Consider the following 15,131-nt stretch of genomic DNA (forward strand, 5'->3'; position numbering starts at 1 on the left):
GGCGCGGCGGCGGCCGCGCCGGTCGCCCCGGCCGCCGCGCAGGACGCGCGGCAGACCGGCGTGGCGTTCCCGCGCGACGCGGACGTCGTCGGCGCGGGCCCGAGCGGCTTCCTGTCGAAGACCCGCGGCTCGGCACCGGTGTTCCGCTGGACCCGGTACGCGGACGGGACCTCGACCGTGCTGCCCGGGGCCTCCGCCGCCGGCGGCGGCACGGACCTCGTCGTCACCGGAGACCGGGCGATGCTCACCGTCAGCTCCGTGCTGACGGTCCGCGACATGGCGAAGCCGGACGCGGCGCCGGTCGCCCTCGACCTCGACGCGCTCGGCGACTACCTGTACACGGGGCTGGCCGGCGACACGCTGCTGCTCGGCCGCCACGAGGGCGAGGACGACGTGCAGTACGCCGTCACGCTCGACGCCGAGACGCTCGCCGGGGGCGCGCCGAAGCTCCGCAAGCTGGTCGGAGGGGCCGGGGTCAGCTGCCAGGGCGCCGACGGCGGCTGGACCGACACGGGCTCCGCGCTCTACGACTGCGCGATCGACACGGCCGGGACGAGCGCCAAAATTCTCGTCGATCCCGCCACCGGGAAGGACACCTGGTTCGTCCAGGGACCGGACGAACTGCCCTGGTGGGGGGCCGCCTCCGCCACGCACGCCGCCTGGCGCGAGTCGCGGCGCGGAGGCAGCGGGATCGTCGCCGTCCGCCGGGACGCGCCCACCCAGCAGGTGTGGATCCCGGACGCCGCCGCGTGGACCGACCCGCTGTACCTGGTCGGCGGCTGGCTGGCCTCCGGCGAGCGGGCCCGCATCGAGCAGTCCACGTACCTCCCCGGCACCGACAACCCGACGAAGCGGCCCTTCACCCTCCGGTCGGTCGCCAAGCCCGGCGAGACGTTCACCGCCCTCACCGCCTACTCCTCCGCCGTCGCCGGCCCCGGCGGCTCGCTGCTCGTCCGCGGCGGCACGCCCGAGCACGGCGAAGGGCTGTACCGGATCGCGCCGCGCGCCGACGGCGGCCGCCCCACGGTCGAACTCGTCGCGTCGACGGGGCAGTCGACCCTCGTCACCCTCCTCGGCTCCTCGACGCCGAACGAGATGACCGGCGAGCGGGTCGCGCGCGGCGTCGACCTCGCCTGGGACCTGTCCCGGGGGGACAGCCACGTGTGGCTGACCCTCACCCACCTGCCCAGCCGGACCACCGTGTACGGCGGTTGGGACCCCGATGACTCCTCCACCGGCGAGCCGCGCCGGATCACCTGGCACTGGGACGGCAAGGACCTGGAGTCCCGGGCCTGGGGCGCACCCGCCCGCAACGGCGCGTACGAGTGGAAGATCACCGCCCGCCCGGACGAGGGCATCGGGCCGGAGCTCGTCGCCACCGGCCGCTTCTACGTGACCCGCCCCGCCGCCGCGCACGACTACGACGACGACGGCACCGCCGACCTCCTCACCCGGGACCCCGAGGGCGTGCTGTGGCGCTACGGCACCCGGCCCGCCGCGACCGGCGGCTCCCTCACCGACACCGGCGGCACGCGGGTGGGCGGCGGCTGGAAGGCGTACGACCGGCTCGTCTCCGTCGGGAACGTGGCGGGCGGCTCCGCCCCCGACACAGTCGCCCGCGACCGCTCCGGCGTGCTGTGGCTGTACCAGGGCACCGGACTCAGGAACGCGCCGCTCGCCGCCCGGACGTCGATCGGCGGCGGCTGGCAGGCGTACGACCGGATCACCGGCGGCAGCGACGTGACGGGCGACGGCCGGCCCGACCTGCTCGCCGCCGACAAGTCCGGCGTGCTGTGGCTGTACCCGGGCACGGGCAACGCCAGGGCGCCGTTCGCCGCGCGCAAGCGGATCGGGGCCGGCTGGGGCGTCTACAACGAGCTGACGGCCGCCGGGAACCTCGGCGGCGCCAAGACCGGCGACCTCCTCGCCCGGGACCGCGCGGGCGTGCTCTGGCTGTACCTCGGCAAGGGCGACGGCACCTTCGCGGCCCGCAAGCAGGTCGGCGGCGGGTGGGGCGCCTTCAAGGGGCTCACCGCCGTCGGCGACGCCAACGGCGACGGCCGCGCCGACCTCGTCGCCTGGAACGGCGACGAGACCTTCTACGCCGGCACCGGCGACTGGGCGGCCCCCTTCAAGCGGGGTGCCAGGGCGAGCCTGACGCAGGACTCGACGTACGACTCCGCTTTCTGAGCCGTCACTCCGCCGGGGCCCAGGGAGCGGCCAGCAGCTCGTCGACGCCGCGCCGCTCCCGGGTCTCCGGCGGGGCGTCGGCCGCCCGCCCCAGCGCCACCATCGACACGACGGCCCAGCCCGGTGCGGGGTCCAGCTCCTTGGTGAGCCCCTCCAGGTCGAAGGCCCGGAACTGGTGGGCGGCCAGGCCCATCGCCTGCGCCTGCACCGTCATGTGGGCGACGGCCTGCCCGAGGTCGTAGTCCGCGAACTCGGAGTACAGCAGCTCCGTGGCGCCGACGTGCCGCCGCGCCAGGGTGACGACGAGCAGCCCCGCGTCCACCGCCCACCGCGCCGCACTGGGCGCGAGGTACGGCACCACCCGCGCGTGCCCCGGCTCCCCGGGCCGCCCGGTGAAGAACCCCCACGGCTGCGCGTTCCCCGCCGAAGGCGCCCACCGCGCCGCCTCCAGCAACAGCCGCAGCGCCTCGTCCCCGACGCCCCCCGCCGGATCGAACCGGTACGGGCTGAACCGCCCCGCCAGCAGGGGATGAAGACCGCCGAGCGGTTCCGGGCCACGTCGCATGTGACGGGGCAACTCCCCTCGTACCAGGGCTATTCCCGGTCCTCCCCCGACACCTCCTTCAGCACCGGGAAGCGGCGGGGGGCCAGGGTGAGGAGGGCCAGGAGGGCGAGGGCGGCCGCGGCGGCGGCGCCGAGGTAGACGTAGTCGACGGCGGCGGCCACCGCCCGGCGGAGGTGGTCGGCCGCCTCGGCCGTGAGGGTGGCGGGGGCCTCCAGGGCGCGGGCCACGGCGTCGAGGTCGCCGCCGCCGAGGCGGGCGGCGAGGACGGCGTTGGCCACGGCGCCGAAGAGGGCCGCGCCGGTGCTCTGGCCGACCTGGCGGCAGAAGAGGACGGAGGCGGTGGTGGTGCCGCGCTCCTCGTAGGGGACCGTCGACTGGACGCCGACCATCAGGGGGAGCTGGAAGAGGCCCAGGCAGGCGCCGAGGAGGAGCATCAGGAGGGCGGGCTGCCAGGCTTCGCCGGGGTAGGGGAGGAGCGGGAAGGCGAGGAGCAGGGCGAGGGCGCCGGAGATGCCGAGGACGGCCGTCAGGCGGAAGCCGATGCGGCTGTAGACGCGGTTGGAGAACGCGGCGCTGATCGGCCAGCTCAGCGTCCAGGAGGAGAGGACGAGGCCGGCGGCGATCGGGCCGAGGCCGAGGACCGACTGGGCGTAGGTCGGGAGGAAGACGGTCGGGGCGACCATGAGGAGGCCCAGCGCCCCGAGCGCGAGGTTCACGGCGGCGATGGTGCGCCGGCGCCAGACCCAGCCGGGGATCATCGGCTCCGCCGCCCGGCGCTCCACGACGACGGTGCCCGCGGCGAGGAGCGCCGCGCCGCCCAGCAGGCCCAGGGACGGCGCCGAGAGCCACGGCCAGGCCACCCCGCCCTGCACGAGCGCGGTCAGCAGCAGCGCGCCGGTCGCGAAGACGCCGAGCGCGCCCGCCCAGTCGATGCGGACCGGGGCCGTACGGGCGGGCCTGGCGGGCTCCTTGAGGTGCCGCAGGATCATCCAGAGGGCGAGGGCGCCGACCGGCAGGTTGATCAGGAAGATCCAGCGCCAGTCCGCGTACCCGGCGAGCAGGCCGCCGACCACCGGTCCGGCGATGGACGCCGTGGCCCACACGGAGGACAGCCGCGCCTGGATCCTGGGGCGCTCCTTGAGCGGGTACAGGTCGGCGGCGATCGTCTGGACGGTGCCCTGGAGGGCGCCGCCGCCCAGGCCCTGGACGACGCGGAAGGCGATGAGCGCGGCCATGTTCCACGCGGCGGCGCAGAGCAGCGAGCCGAGCAGGAAGAGGATCGTGCCGGCGACGAGGACCGGTTTGCGGCCGAAGGTGTCGCTGAGCTTGCCGTACACGGGGAGGGTGACGGTGACGGCGAGGAGGTAGCCGGAGAAGAGCCAGGAGAAGACGGAGAGCCCGCCGAGGTCGCCGACGATCTGGGGGACGGCGGTGGCGACGATGGTGCCGTCGAGGGCGGCGAGCGCCATGCAGAGCATGAGGGCGGCGACGACGGCGCCGCGGCGGCGGTCTGCGGGCGGGGCGTCGTGCGGGGCCCGCGGCGAGGCGGTTCTGCCGTCGGTCACTCTGCCGCCTTTCTCTTTCTTCGTACACCTAAATGTGCGCGGACAGAGTCTCACTCCGACCACGGGCTGAGGAACCCCTAGGGGGAGCTCCCCCATGCGAGCCAGGGGACGGTCGTCCCGGCGGAGGACGAGAAGCGGCTTCCCCGCTTCTTAACTTGAACTTACAAACCACCGCATCTGCGAGGAGAAGACCGTGACTTCGGCTGTGACCGTCCCCAGGCACGGGGGTACCGGAGGGAAGACGGCCGTCGCCGCGCGGGCGCGACAGGTCGTCAAGGCGTACGGCGCGGGGGAGACCGAGGTCCTCGCCCTCGACCACGTCGACGTGGACATCGCCCGCGGGCGCTTCACCGCGATCATGGGGCCCTCGGGGTCCGGCAAGTCGACCCTGATGCACTGCCTCGCCGGCCTCGACACCGTGACCGGCGGGCAGATCTACCTGGACGAGACCGAGATCACCGGGCTCAAGGACAAGAAGCTCACCCGGCTGCGCCGGGACCGGATCGGCTTCATCTTCCAGGCGTTCAACCTGCTGCCGACGCTGACCGCGCTGGAGAACATCACGCTGCCGATGGACATCGCGGGCCGCAAGCCCGACCGGGAGTGGCTGGACCGGGTCGTCGAGACCGTCGGCCTCGCCGGCCGCCTCAAGCACCGCCCGACGGAGCTGTCCGGCGGCCAGCAGCAGCGGGTGGCCGTCGCGCGGGCGCTCGCCGCCCGGCCGGAGATCATCTTCGGCGACGAGCCGACCGGAAACCTCGACTCGCGCGCCGGTGCCGAGGTCCTCGGCTTCCTGCGCCGGTCCGTGGACGAGCTGGGCCAGACGATCGTCATGGTCACCCACGACCCGGTCGCCGCCTCCTACGCGGACCGGGTGCTGTACCTCGCGGACGGGCGGATCGTGGACGAGATGGAGCGGCCGACCGCCGACGCCGTCCTCGACCGGATGAAGGACTTCGACGCGCGCGGGCGGACGTCATGACCGTCTTCAGAACCTCGTTGCGGAACCTCCTCGCGCACAAGGGGCGGATGGCGCTCTCCGCCGTCGCCGTGCTCCTGTCCGTCGCGTTCGTGTCCGGGACCCTGGTCTTCACCGACACGATGAACACCACCTTCGACAAGCTGTTCGCGGTCACCGCGTCCGACGTCACGGTCTCGCCGCGGGAGGCGGACCCGACGGACGAGAGCCCGGACACCGGCCGGCCCGAGTCCCTCCCCGCCTCCGTCGTCGCCGAGGTCCGCGGCGCGAAGGGCGTCGCCGACGCGCAGGGCTCCGTCAGCTCGATGGGCGTCACCGTCGTCGACCGGGACAACAAGAACGTCGGGCCCACCAGCGGCGCCCCGACGATCGCCGTCAACTGGAGCCCGTACGAGCTCCGCTCGGTGGAGCTGGTCGAGGGCCACGAACCGCGCGGCCCCACCGACGTCGTCGTCGACCGCGGCACCGCGGACAAGCACGGCCTCGAACTCGGCACCCCGCTCCGCACGATCTCCGCCGACGGCGACTTCACCGCCGCCGTCTCCGGCATCGTCGAGTTCAAGGTCACCAACCCGGGCGCCACCCTCGTCTACTTCGACACCGCCACCGCGCAGCGCCAACTGCTCGGCAAGGAGGGCCTGTTCACGCAGGTCATGGTGGACGGTGAGCCGGGCGTCGCCGACACCGCGCTCAAGGCGGACGTCGCCGCCGCGCTCGGCGACGGGTTCAAGGTCCAGACGGCGGCCGAGGTCGCCGACGAGGGCAGCGAGGACCTGGCCGGCTTCCTCGACGTCATGAAGTACGCGATGCTCGGCTTCGCCGGGATCGCCTTCCTCGTCGGCATCTTCCTCATCGTCAACACCTTCTCCATGCTGGTCGCCCAGCGCACCCGGGAGATCGGCCTGCTGCGGGCCATCGGCTCCAGCCGCCGGCAGATCAACCGCTCCGTCCTCGTCGAGGCCGTCCTGCTCGGCCTGATCGGCTCGGTCGCCGGCGTCGCCGCCGGCGTGGGCCTCGCCGTCGGCCTGATGAAGCTCATGTCGTCCATGGGCATGGAGCTGTCCACCCGCGACCTCACCGTCGCCTGGACGACGCCCGTCGTCGGCCTCGCCCTCGGCGTCCTCGTCACCGTCCTCGCCGCCTACGTCCCGGCCCGCCGGGCCGGCAAGATCTCCCCGATGGCCGCCCTCCGCGACGCCGGCACCCCCGCCGACGGCCGCGCCGGACGGGTCCGCGCCGTCATCGGCCTGCTCCTCACGCTCGCCGGCGGCGGCGCGCTGTGGGCCGCGACCCAGGCCGACAAGGCCGGGACGGGCTCGCTGTGGCTCGGCGCCGGGATCGTGCTGTCGCTGCTCGGCTTCGTCGTCATCGGCCCGGTCCTCGCGGGCGGCGTCGTCCGGGTCCTCGGCGTCGTCGTCCTGCGGGTCTTCGGCCCCGTCGGCCGGATGGCCGAGCGGAACGCGCTCCGCAACCCGCGCCGCACCGGCGCGACCGGCGCCGCCCTGATGATCGGGCTCGCGCTCGTCGCCTGCCTCTCCGTCGTCGGCTCCTCCATGGTCGCCTCGGCCACCGACGAGCTCGACCGGTCCGTCGGCGCCGACTACATCGTGCAGAACCAGATGGGCGCGCCGATCGTGCCGCAGGCGCAGGCCGCCGTGGAGAAGGTCGCGGGCCTCGACCACGTCACCGAGTACCGGCCGGTCGACGTCCGGATCACCGACCCGCGCGGCACCACCTCCAAGGAGTGGCTGGCCGCGACCGAGCCGTCCTACCCGGGCGACCTGCGGCGCGAGGTCACCTCCGGAGACCTGGCCGCCGCGTACGCCCCCGGCGCGATGTCCGTCGGCAGCGACTACGCCACCGGGCACGGCGTGAAGGTCGGCGACACCCTCACCGTCGCCTTCGCCCACGGCTCGACGGCCAGGCTCAAGGTCGCGGCGATCACGGCGGACACCGGCAACGTCGACAACGGCGCCATGTACACCAACGTCACCACCGCCGCCGCGCACCTGCCGGCCGAGCGGATGCCGGCCAGCGCGCTGCTCCTCGCGAGCGCGCGGGACGGGCAGGAGGAGGCGGCGTACGCCTCCCTGAAGGAGGCGCTGGCCCCGTATCCCCAGTACAAGGTCTCCAACCAGGCCGACTACAAGGAGGACCTGAAGGACCAGGTCGGCCAGCTCCTCAACATCGTCTACGGCCTGCTGGCGCTGGCGATCGTCGTCGCGATCCTCGGCGTGGTCAACACCCTGGCCCTGTCGGTGGTGGAGCGCACCCGCGAGATCGGCCTCATGCGGGCCATCGGCCTCTCCCGCCGCCAGCTGCGCAGGATGATCCGCCTGGAGTCGGTGGTCATCGCCCTCTTCGGCGCGCTGCTCGGCCTCGGCCTCGGCATGGGCTGGGGCACGGCCGCCCAGAAGCTCCTCGCGCTGGAGGGGCTCGGCGTCCTGGAGATCCCCTGGACGACGATCCTCACGGTCTTCGTCGGCTCCGCCTTCGTCGGCCTCTTCGCGGCGCTGGTCCCGGCCTTCCGGGCGGGCCGCATGAACGTCCTGAACGCGATCGCGAGCGAGTGACCTCGTGACGCACGCGGTACGGCCCCGGCGCGGACCCCGCACCGGGGCCGTACCGCGTGCGGAGGGGGAGGGGGACGGGTGGTGCGCGGGGCCCGGGCGGGCGGTGGGCGGGTGCGGCGGGGGATGCTCTCCGCGTCGCGGTCGGGTGGTGCGCGGGTTCGGCCGGAAGGCCGCCGTCGGGCGTCCGGCGGTGTGATCCCCCGCGTCGCGGCCGGGCGGTTCGTGGGTTCGACAGGAAGGCCGCCGTCGGGTGTCCGGCGGTGTGTTTCTCCGCGTCGCGGGCGGGCGGTTCGTGGGTTCGGCCGGAAGACGTCCGGCGGGTGTGATCCCCCGCGCCGCGGGCGGGCGGGCGTCGTAGGGTGGAGGCCCCCGGCCCGTGCGACGTGTCGGGCCGTTCGCGTTGTCCGCTCGCCCGGGTGTCCGCCTGTCCGTTCACCCTCGTACGTACCGGGATGGAAGCTCCATGAGCCTGCACGGTCTGCTCGACCTCGTCGTCAAGGACGCGGCCCTCGCGGAGGCGGTGACGGCCGCGTCGGACGGGAACCGTCCGCACGTGGACCTGGTCGGCCCCGCCGCCGCCCGCCCCTTCGCCGTGGCCGCGCTGGCCCGGGACTCGGGGCGCCCGGTGCTCGCCGTGACCGCGACCGGCCGGGAGGCCGAGGACCTGGCGGCGGCGCTGCGGTCCCTGCTCGATCCGGACTCCGTCGTCGAGTACCCCGCCTGGGAGACCCTGCCGCACGAGCGGCTCTCGCCCCGCTCCGACACCGTCGGCCGCCGGCTCGCCGTGCTGCGCCGCCTCGCCCACCCGAACCCGGACGACCCGGCGACGGGGCCGGTCAGCGTCGTCGTCGCGCCGATCCGTTCCGTGCTCCAGCCGCAGGTCAAGGGGCTGGGGGACCTGGAGCCGGTGGCGCTGCGCAGCGGGCGGACGGCCGACCTCGGGGAGGTCGTCGAGGGGCTCGCGGCCGCCGCGTACGCCCGGGTCGAGCTGGTCGAGAAGCGCGGCGAGTTCGCCGTGCGCGGCGGCATCCTGGACGTCTTCCCGCCGACCGAGGAGCACCCGCTCCGGGTCGAGTTCTGGGGCGACGACGTCGAGGAGATCCGTTACTTCAAGGTGGCGGACCAGCGCTCCCTGGAGGTCGCCGAGCACGGTCTGTGGGCGCCGCCCTGCCGCGAGCTGCTGCTGACGGACGAGGTGCGGGGGAGGGCCGCGGCCCTTGCAGAGGAGCACCCGGAGCTCGGCGAGATGCTGAACAAGATCGCCGAGGGCATCGCCGTCGAGGGCATGGAGTCGCTGGCTCCGGTCCTCGTGGACGACATGGAGCTGCTGCTCGACGTGCTGCCGGCCGGTGCGATGGCCGTCGTCTGCGACCCCGAGCGGGTGCGGACCCGGGCCGCCGACCTCGTCGCCACCAGCCAGGAGTTCCTCCAGGCGTCGTGGGCGGCGACGGCCGGCGGCGGCGAGGCGCCGATCGACGTCGGCGCGGCCTCCCTGTGGGGGATCGCGGACGTCCGGGACCGGGCGCGGGAGCTGGGGATGATGTGGTGGTCGGTGTCGCCGTTCGCCGCCGACGTGGACCGCGAGGCCGACACCCTCACGCTGGGCATGCACGCCCCGGAGTCGTACCGCGGCGACACGGCCCGCGCGCTCGCCGACACCAAGGGCTGGCTGGCCGACGGCTGGCGCACGGTGTACGTGACGGAGGCGCACGGCCCGGCCTCGCGGACCGTGGAGGTGCTGGGCGGCGAGGGCATCGCGGCCCGGCTGACGGCCGACCTGGCGGAGGTGGACCCGGCCGTCGTGCACGTGGCCTGCGGCTCGATCGACTTCGGCTTCGTGGACCCGGCGCTGAAGCTCGCCGTGCTGACCGAGACCGACCTGTCCGGCCAGAAGGCGGCGGGCAAGGACGGGCAGCGGATGCCGGCCAAGCGCCGCAAGACGATCGACCCGCTGACCCTGGAGGTCGGCGACTACATCGTGCACGAGCAGCACGGCGTCGGCCGCTACCTGGAGATGGTGCAGCGCACGGTGCAGGGCGCGACCCGCGAGTACCTGCTCGTCGAGTACGCCCCCGCCAAGCGCGGCCAGCCCGGCGACCGCCTCTACATCCCGACGGACCAGCTGGAGCAGGTCACCAAGTACGTCGGCGGCGAGGCGCCCACCCTGCACCGGCTCGGCGGCGCGGACTGGACGAAGACGAAGCAGCGGGCGAAGAAGGCGGTCAAGGAGATCGCCGCCGACCTGATCAGGCTGTACAGCGCCCGGATGGCGGCCCCCGGGCACGCCTTCGGCCCCGACACCCCGTGGCAGCGGGAGCTGGAGGACGCCTTCCCGTACGCGGAGACGCCCGACCAGCTCTCCACGATCGCCGAGGTGAAGGAGGACATGGAGAAGACGGTCCCGATGGACCGGCTGATCTGCGGCGACGTCGGCTACGGCAAGACGGAGATCGCGGTACGGGCCGCGTTCAAGGCGGTCCAGGACGGCAAGCAGGTCGCCGTCCTGGTGCCGACGACGCTGCTGGTGCAGCAGCACTTCGGCACCTTCAGCGAGCGGTACGGGCAGTTCCCGGTCAACGTCCGCGCGCTGTCCCGCTTCCAGACGGACACCGAGTCGAAGGCGACCCTGGAGGGCCTGAAGGAGGGCTCGGTCGACGTCGTCATCGGGACCCACCGCCTCTTCTCCTCCGAGACGAAGTTCAAGGACCTCGGCCTGGTCATCGTCGACGAGGAGCAGCGCTTCGGCGTCGAGCACAAGGAGCAGCTGAAGAAGCTCCGGGCCAACGTCGACGTCCTGACGATGTCCGCGACGCCGATCCCCCGGACGCTGGAGATGGCGGTGACGGGCATCCGCGAGATGTCCACGATCACCACCCCGCCGGAGGAGCGGCACCCGGTGCTCACCTTCGTCGGCCCGTACGAGGAGAAGCAGATCGGCGCGGCCATCCGCCGCGAACTGCTCCGCGAGGGGCAGGTGTTCTACATCCACAACCGGGTCGACTCCATCGACCGGGCGGCGGCCAGGCTCCGCGAGATCGTCCCGGAGGCGCGGATCGCGACGGCCCACGGCCAGATGTCGGAGTCGGCCCTGGAGCAGGTCGTCGTGGACTTCTGGGAGAAGAAGTTCGACGTGCTCGTCTCGACCACGATCGTCGAGTCCGGCATCGACATCTCCAACGCGAACACGCTGATCGTGGAGCGCGGCGACAACTTCGGCCTGAGCCAGCTCCACCAGCTGCGCGGCCGGGTCGGCCGGGGCCGCGAGCGCGGCTACGCCTACTTCCTCTACCCGCCGGAGAAGCCCCTCACGGAGACCGCGCACGAGCGGCTGGCGACCATCGCCCAGCACACCGAGATGGGCGCCGGCATGTACGTGGCGATGAAGGACCTGGAGATCCGCGGCGCGGGCAACCTCCTGGGCGGCGAGCAGTCCGGCCACATCGCGGGCGTCGGCTTCGACCTGTACGTCCGCATGGTCGGCGAGGCGGTCGCGGACTACCGCGCCTCGCTGGAGGGCGGTGTCGAGGAGGAGGCGCCGCTGGAGGTCAAGATCGAGCTGCCGGTCGACGCGCACGTCCCGCACGACTACGCGCCCGGCGAGCGGCTGCGCCTCCAGGCGTACCGGGCGATCGCCTCGGCGAACTCGGAGGAGGACGTGAAGGCCGTACGGGAGGAGCTGACCGACCGCTACGGCAAGCTCCCGGAGCCGGTCGAGAACCTCCTCCTGGTCGCCGGGCTGCGCATGCTGGCCCGCGCCTGCGGGGTCGGCGAGATCGTCCTCCAGGGCCCGAACATCCGCTTCGCCCCGGTGGAGCTGCGCGAGTCCCAGGAGCTGCGCCTCAAGCGCCTGCACCCGAAGTCGGTGATCAAGCCGGCCGTCCACCAGATCCTGGTGCCGCGCCCGGCGACCCGCCCGATCGGCGGCAAGCCGCTCGTCGGCCGCGAACTCCTCGCCTGGACCGGGGAGTTCCTGACGACGATCCTGGACTGAGGGGTCAGGTCCCCGGGGTCCCGTCCGCGCGGTCGGTGAGGAAGCCCGTCAGGAGGTCGAAGTAGTCCTCCGGCGGGAGCGGGCCCACGGCGTCCGTCACGTTGTGCGTCAGGTACAGGGTGGCGAAGCCGTGGGCGAGGGACCAGGCGGCGATGCCGGTGGTGCGGGCGTCGCGGCCGGGCAGGGTGGTGACGCCCGCGCGGAGTTCGGCGCCGGCGCGGGCGCGGGCGGCGGTGAGCTCGGGGTCGTCCGCGCGGAGCAGGTCGGGGGCGAACATGACCTGGAAGTGGGCCGGGTGGGCGGTCGCGAAGCGGACGTAGCGGCGGCCCCGGTCCGCGAGGCCGGTACCGCCCGCGAGGGTGTCCGCGAGCAGGCCGAAGCCCTGGGCGGCGATGGCGGTCAGGAGTCCGGTGCGGTCGCCGAAGTGGTGGGCGGGGGCGGCGTGGGAGACGCCGGCCCGGCGGGCGAGGTCCCGCAGGCTCAGGGCGGCGGGGCCGTCGGCCGCGATCACGTCGAGGGCGGCCGTGAGGACGGCCTGGCGTAGGTCGCCGTGGTGGTAGGTGCTCCGGTCCGTCTTCCCAGGTGTCATGGGAGCAGCCTAGCCCTCATCTAGTCATTGACAAGTTGTCCTCCCGGGCGCAGTCTTGTCAGTGGCTAGATTCGCGTCCGCCGCTCCGGAGGTTCCCCATGGACACCGCTCGCGTACGACAGATGTGGCACCTGCTCGAACCGCTGCACGCCCTGCACTACTACGCCCCCGAGGCGTTCGAGGAGGCCGCCGCGCTCGGCTACGACACCCGGGAGCGGTGGCCCTCCTACTTCGCCTGGCGGGCCGCGCCGCTCGGGGCCGTGGGGGCGGGGAGGGTCGCGTCCGCGTTCTACAGCTTCAGCCCGGCCATGGTCGCGCGGTACGTGCCCGGCGCCTGGGGCACGGCCGCGCCCGCGGAGGTGGTGGCCGCGCGACTGCGGGCGGTGGACCGGACGTACCGCGCGCTGTTCGACGTGACCGGGGTCGAGGAGGCCGCCGGCCGCGCCCGCCGGGCCGCCGAGGCCGCCGACCCGGCCGGGCGGCCGCTCGCCGCCGCCCACGCCGAGCTGCCCTGGGCCGGCGAACCGCACCTCGTGCTCTGGCAGGCCGCGACCCTGCTGCGCGAGCACCGGGGCGACGGCCACCTCGCGGCGCTGCTGGGCGCCGGGCTCGACCCCGTCGAGGCGCTGGTGTCCTTCGCCGCCGTCGGGGCCGCGCCCGAGGCCGTCTTCGCGAGCCGGGGGTGGAGCGCCGAGGAGTGGGCGGCCGCGCGGGAGCGGCTGGCCGGCCGGGGTCTCGTGGACGCCGACGGGGGCGCGACGCCGGCCGGGCGGGAGCTGCGGGCCGCGGTGGAGCGGCGCACGGACGAGCTGGCCGCGGCGCCCTGGGTGGCACTCGGTCCGGACGCCACCGGGCGGCTCGCGGAGCTGCTCGGCGGGCCCTGGCTCGCCGCGATCGGCTCGGGACTGCTGCCCGCCGACAACACGCTCGGGATCGGCAAGATCTGATGAAATGATCGCAATCGGCGCGTTCCCGCCTAGGATTCCCGAGTGCTGACACGTCGAAGGTTCCTCCCCGCCGCCGCGCTCTGCGGGCTCGTCGTCCTCTCCGGGTGCACGCTCCCCGTCGACGGCGGCCAGGAGTCGTCCGGCGGTTCCGCGCCCGGCGCCCGGGCCGCGAGCCCCTTCCGGAACCCGGACGGCACCGAGCCGGGACTCGCGCCGGTGACGGCGGAGGGCGAGCGGGCGCGGGCCCGCACCCTCATCGACGGGCTCGCCACCAAGGGCCGCGGCCCGCGCACCGGGTACGAGCGCGACGCCTTCGGGCACGCCTGGCTCGACAAGGCCGACGGCGTGCCCTTCGCCCGCAACGGCTGCGACACCCGCAACGACCTGCTCCGCCGCGACGGCCGGGAACTCCGCTTCCGGGACGGCTCGGACTGCGTGGTGGTGGCGATGACCCTGGACGACCCCTACACCGGCACCACCATCGACTGGCGCAAGCAGAAGGCCGCCGAGGTCCAGATCGACCACGTCGTGCCGCTCTCGTACGCCTGGCAGATGGGCGCCTCCCGCTGGTCCGACGCGAAGCGGAAGCGGCTCGCCAACGATCCGCTGAACCTGCTCCCGGTCCAGGGCCGGGCCAACTCCGCCAAGGGCGACTCCGGTCCGGCCTCCTGGCTGCCGCCGGCCAAGGGGATCCGCTGCGCCTACGCGGTCCGCTTCGCGCAGGTGGCGGAGAAGTACGAGCTGCCGGTGACCGCCCCGGACCGCACGGCGATGCTGGGGCAGTGCGGCGGCTGAGAGGCCGGGGTCGGGGGCGGGGCGGGGTGGCTCGGCGGGGGCGAGAACCGGGATCGAGACCGGGGAGCGTGGTCCGATAATCGGTTGGTCGGTGATCGAAAGGCTTCTAACCTGCGCGCATGGACCAGGAACTGACGATCACCACGCTCGCCGAGCGGCCCGAGCTCGAAGGGCCGATGTGGTCCATGAAGGACCTCTGGCCCGAGTTCATGATGTACGACCCGATCGGCTGGTCGCACATGGGCCGGATCGTGCGGGACTTCCCCGAGTACGTGCTCGTGGCCACCGACCCCTCCGGCGCGGTCGTCGCCCGCGGCTTCAGCGTGCCCTTCCGGCTCGACGCGGACGGCCGGCGGACGCTGCCCGACCGGGGCTGGGACGAGGTGCTGCTGTGGGCGTTCTCGGACCGGCGGCACGGCAGGACGCCCGACACGGTCAGCGCCATCGAGATCACCGTGGACACCGGCGCCCTCGGGCGCGGGATCTCGCACCGGATGCTCGCCGCGATGCGGGAGAACGCGCGCCGGCTCGGCTTCGGCGCACTCGTCGCGCCGGTCCGGCCCAACGGCAAGCACCTGGAGGCCGGCGCCTCCATCCACGAGTACGCCTTCCGCGTCCGGGAGTCCGACGGGCTGCCGCACGACCCGTGGCTGCGGGTGCACGTCCGCGCGGGCGGTCGGATCGAGGCGGTCGCACCCGCGTCGATGACCGTCTCCGGCTCCCTGGAGCAGTGGCGGGCGTGGACGGGTCTCGCCTTCGACACGGACGGACCGGTCGAGGTCCCGGGCGCGCTCGTGCCCGTCCACTGCGAGGCCGCGCGCGGCTACGCGGTCTACGTCGAGCCCAACGTGTGGGTCCGCCACACCGTCTCGGCCGGCTGACCCCCGGCTGACCCCGCGGCCGGGCCGGAGCCCGTGCCGCGTCGGGTGCCGCGGCG

At 74.2% G+C, this 15,131-nt stretch carries 10 protein-coding genes; 7 read left to right on the forward strand and 3 right to left on the reverse strand.

Annotation, left to right across the window (positions count from 1 at the left end; translation table 11 throughout):
* The coding region (locus IE321_RS09585) for an FG-GAP repeat domain-containing protein (protein WP_190222492.1) at positions 1–2,190 on the forward strand (2,190 nt) is incomplete at its 5' end.
* A 4-nt stretch (positions 2,191–2,194) separates the two neighbouring features.
* Here the strand turns inward: IE321_RS09585 and IE321_RS09590 are convergent.
* Together IE321_RS09590 and IE321_RS09595 are read right to left on the reverse strand one after the other, a co-directional pair.
* A complete protein-coding gene (locus tag IE321_RS09590; protein ID WP_190222493.1) occupies positions 2,195–2,755 on the reverse strand; it encodes a nitroreductase family protein in 561 nt (186 codons plus the stop codon).
* Between the two features lie 29 nt (positions 2,756–2,784).
* On the reverse strand, positions 2,785–4,320 hold the full coding sequence (locus tag IE321_RS09595) for an MFS transporter (protein WP_226651579.1): 1,536 nt from the start codon (positions 4,318–4,320) through the stop codon (positions 2,785–2,787).
* 193 nt (positions 4,321–4,513) lie between these two features.
* Here IE321_RS09595 and IE321_RS09600 point away from each other — a divergent pair, with 193 nt between their 5' ends.
* From IE321_RS09600 to mfd, 3 genes are all read left to right on the forward strand, one after another.
* Positions 4,514–5,302, forward strand: coding sequence for an ABC transporter ATP-binding protein (locus tag IE321_RS09600; protein WP_190222495.1), 789 nt, complete (start codon positions 4,514–4,516; stop codon positions 5,300–5,302).
* A complete protein-coding gene (locus IE321_RS09605; RefSeq protein ID WP_190222496.1) occupies positions 5,299–7,872 on the forward strand; it encodes an ABC transporter permease in 2,574 nt (857 codons plus the stop codon). Before IE321_RS09600 ends, IE321_RS09605 begins: the two co-directional genes overlap by 4 nt.
* A gap of 463 nt (positions 7,873–8,335) precedes the next feature.
* Complete coding sequence (gene mfd / locus IE321_RS09610) at positions 8,336–11,863, forward strand: transcription-repair coupling factor (RefSeq protein ID WP_190222497.1); 3,528 nt, start codon at positions 8,336–8,338, stop codon at positions 11,861–11,863.
* A 4-nt stretch (positions 11,864–11,867) separates the two neighbouring features.
* On the opposite strand, the gene IE321_RS09615 is transcribed toward mfd, so the two are convergent.
* Positions 11,868–12,452 carry a TetR/AcrR family transcriptional regulator gene (locus tag IE321_RS09615; protein ID WP_043227361.1) on the reverse strand — a complete coding sequence of 195 codons (585 nt, stop codon included), beginning with the start codon at positions 12,450–12,452 and terminating at the stop codon, positions 11,868–11,870.
* 98 nt (positions 12,453–12,550) lie between these two features.
* Here IE321_RS09615 and IE321_RS09620 point away from each other — a divergent pair, with 98 nt between their 5' ends.
* The 3 genes from IE321_RS09620 to IE321_RS09630 all read left to right on the forward strand — a co-directional run bounded on the left by IE321_RS09620 (position 12,551) and on the right by IE321_RS09630 (position 15,075).
* Complete coding sequence (locus IE321_RS09620; protein WP_190222498.1) at positions 12,551–13,399, forward strand: SCO6745 family protein; 849 nt, start codon at positions 12,551–12,553, stop codon at positions 13,397–13,399.
* 42 nt (positions 13,400–13,441) lie between these two features.
* The gene (locus IE321_RS09625) at positions 13,442–14,194 is read left to right on the forward strand and encodes an HNH endonuclease family protein (RefSeq protein WP_190222499.1); all 753 of its coding nucleotides are present in this window, start codon (positions 13,442–13,444) and stop codon (positions 14,192–14,194) included.
* A gap of 119 nt (positions 14,195–14,313) precedes the next feature.
* Positions 14,314–15,075, forward strand: a complete 762-nt coding sequence (locus IE321_RS09630; RefSeq protein WP_190222500.1) for an N-acetyltransferase — start codon at positions 14,314–14,316, stop codon at positions 15,073–15,075.
* Positions 15,076–15,131: the final 56 nt, after the last annotated feature.

This window comes from Streptomyces hydrogenans, assembly GCF_014656075.1.
Taxonomy (GTDB): Bacteria; Actinomycetota; Actinomycetes; order Streptomycetales; family Streptomycetaceae; genus Streptomyces; species Streptomyces hydrogenans.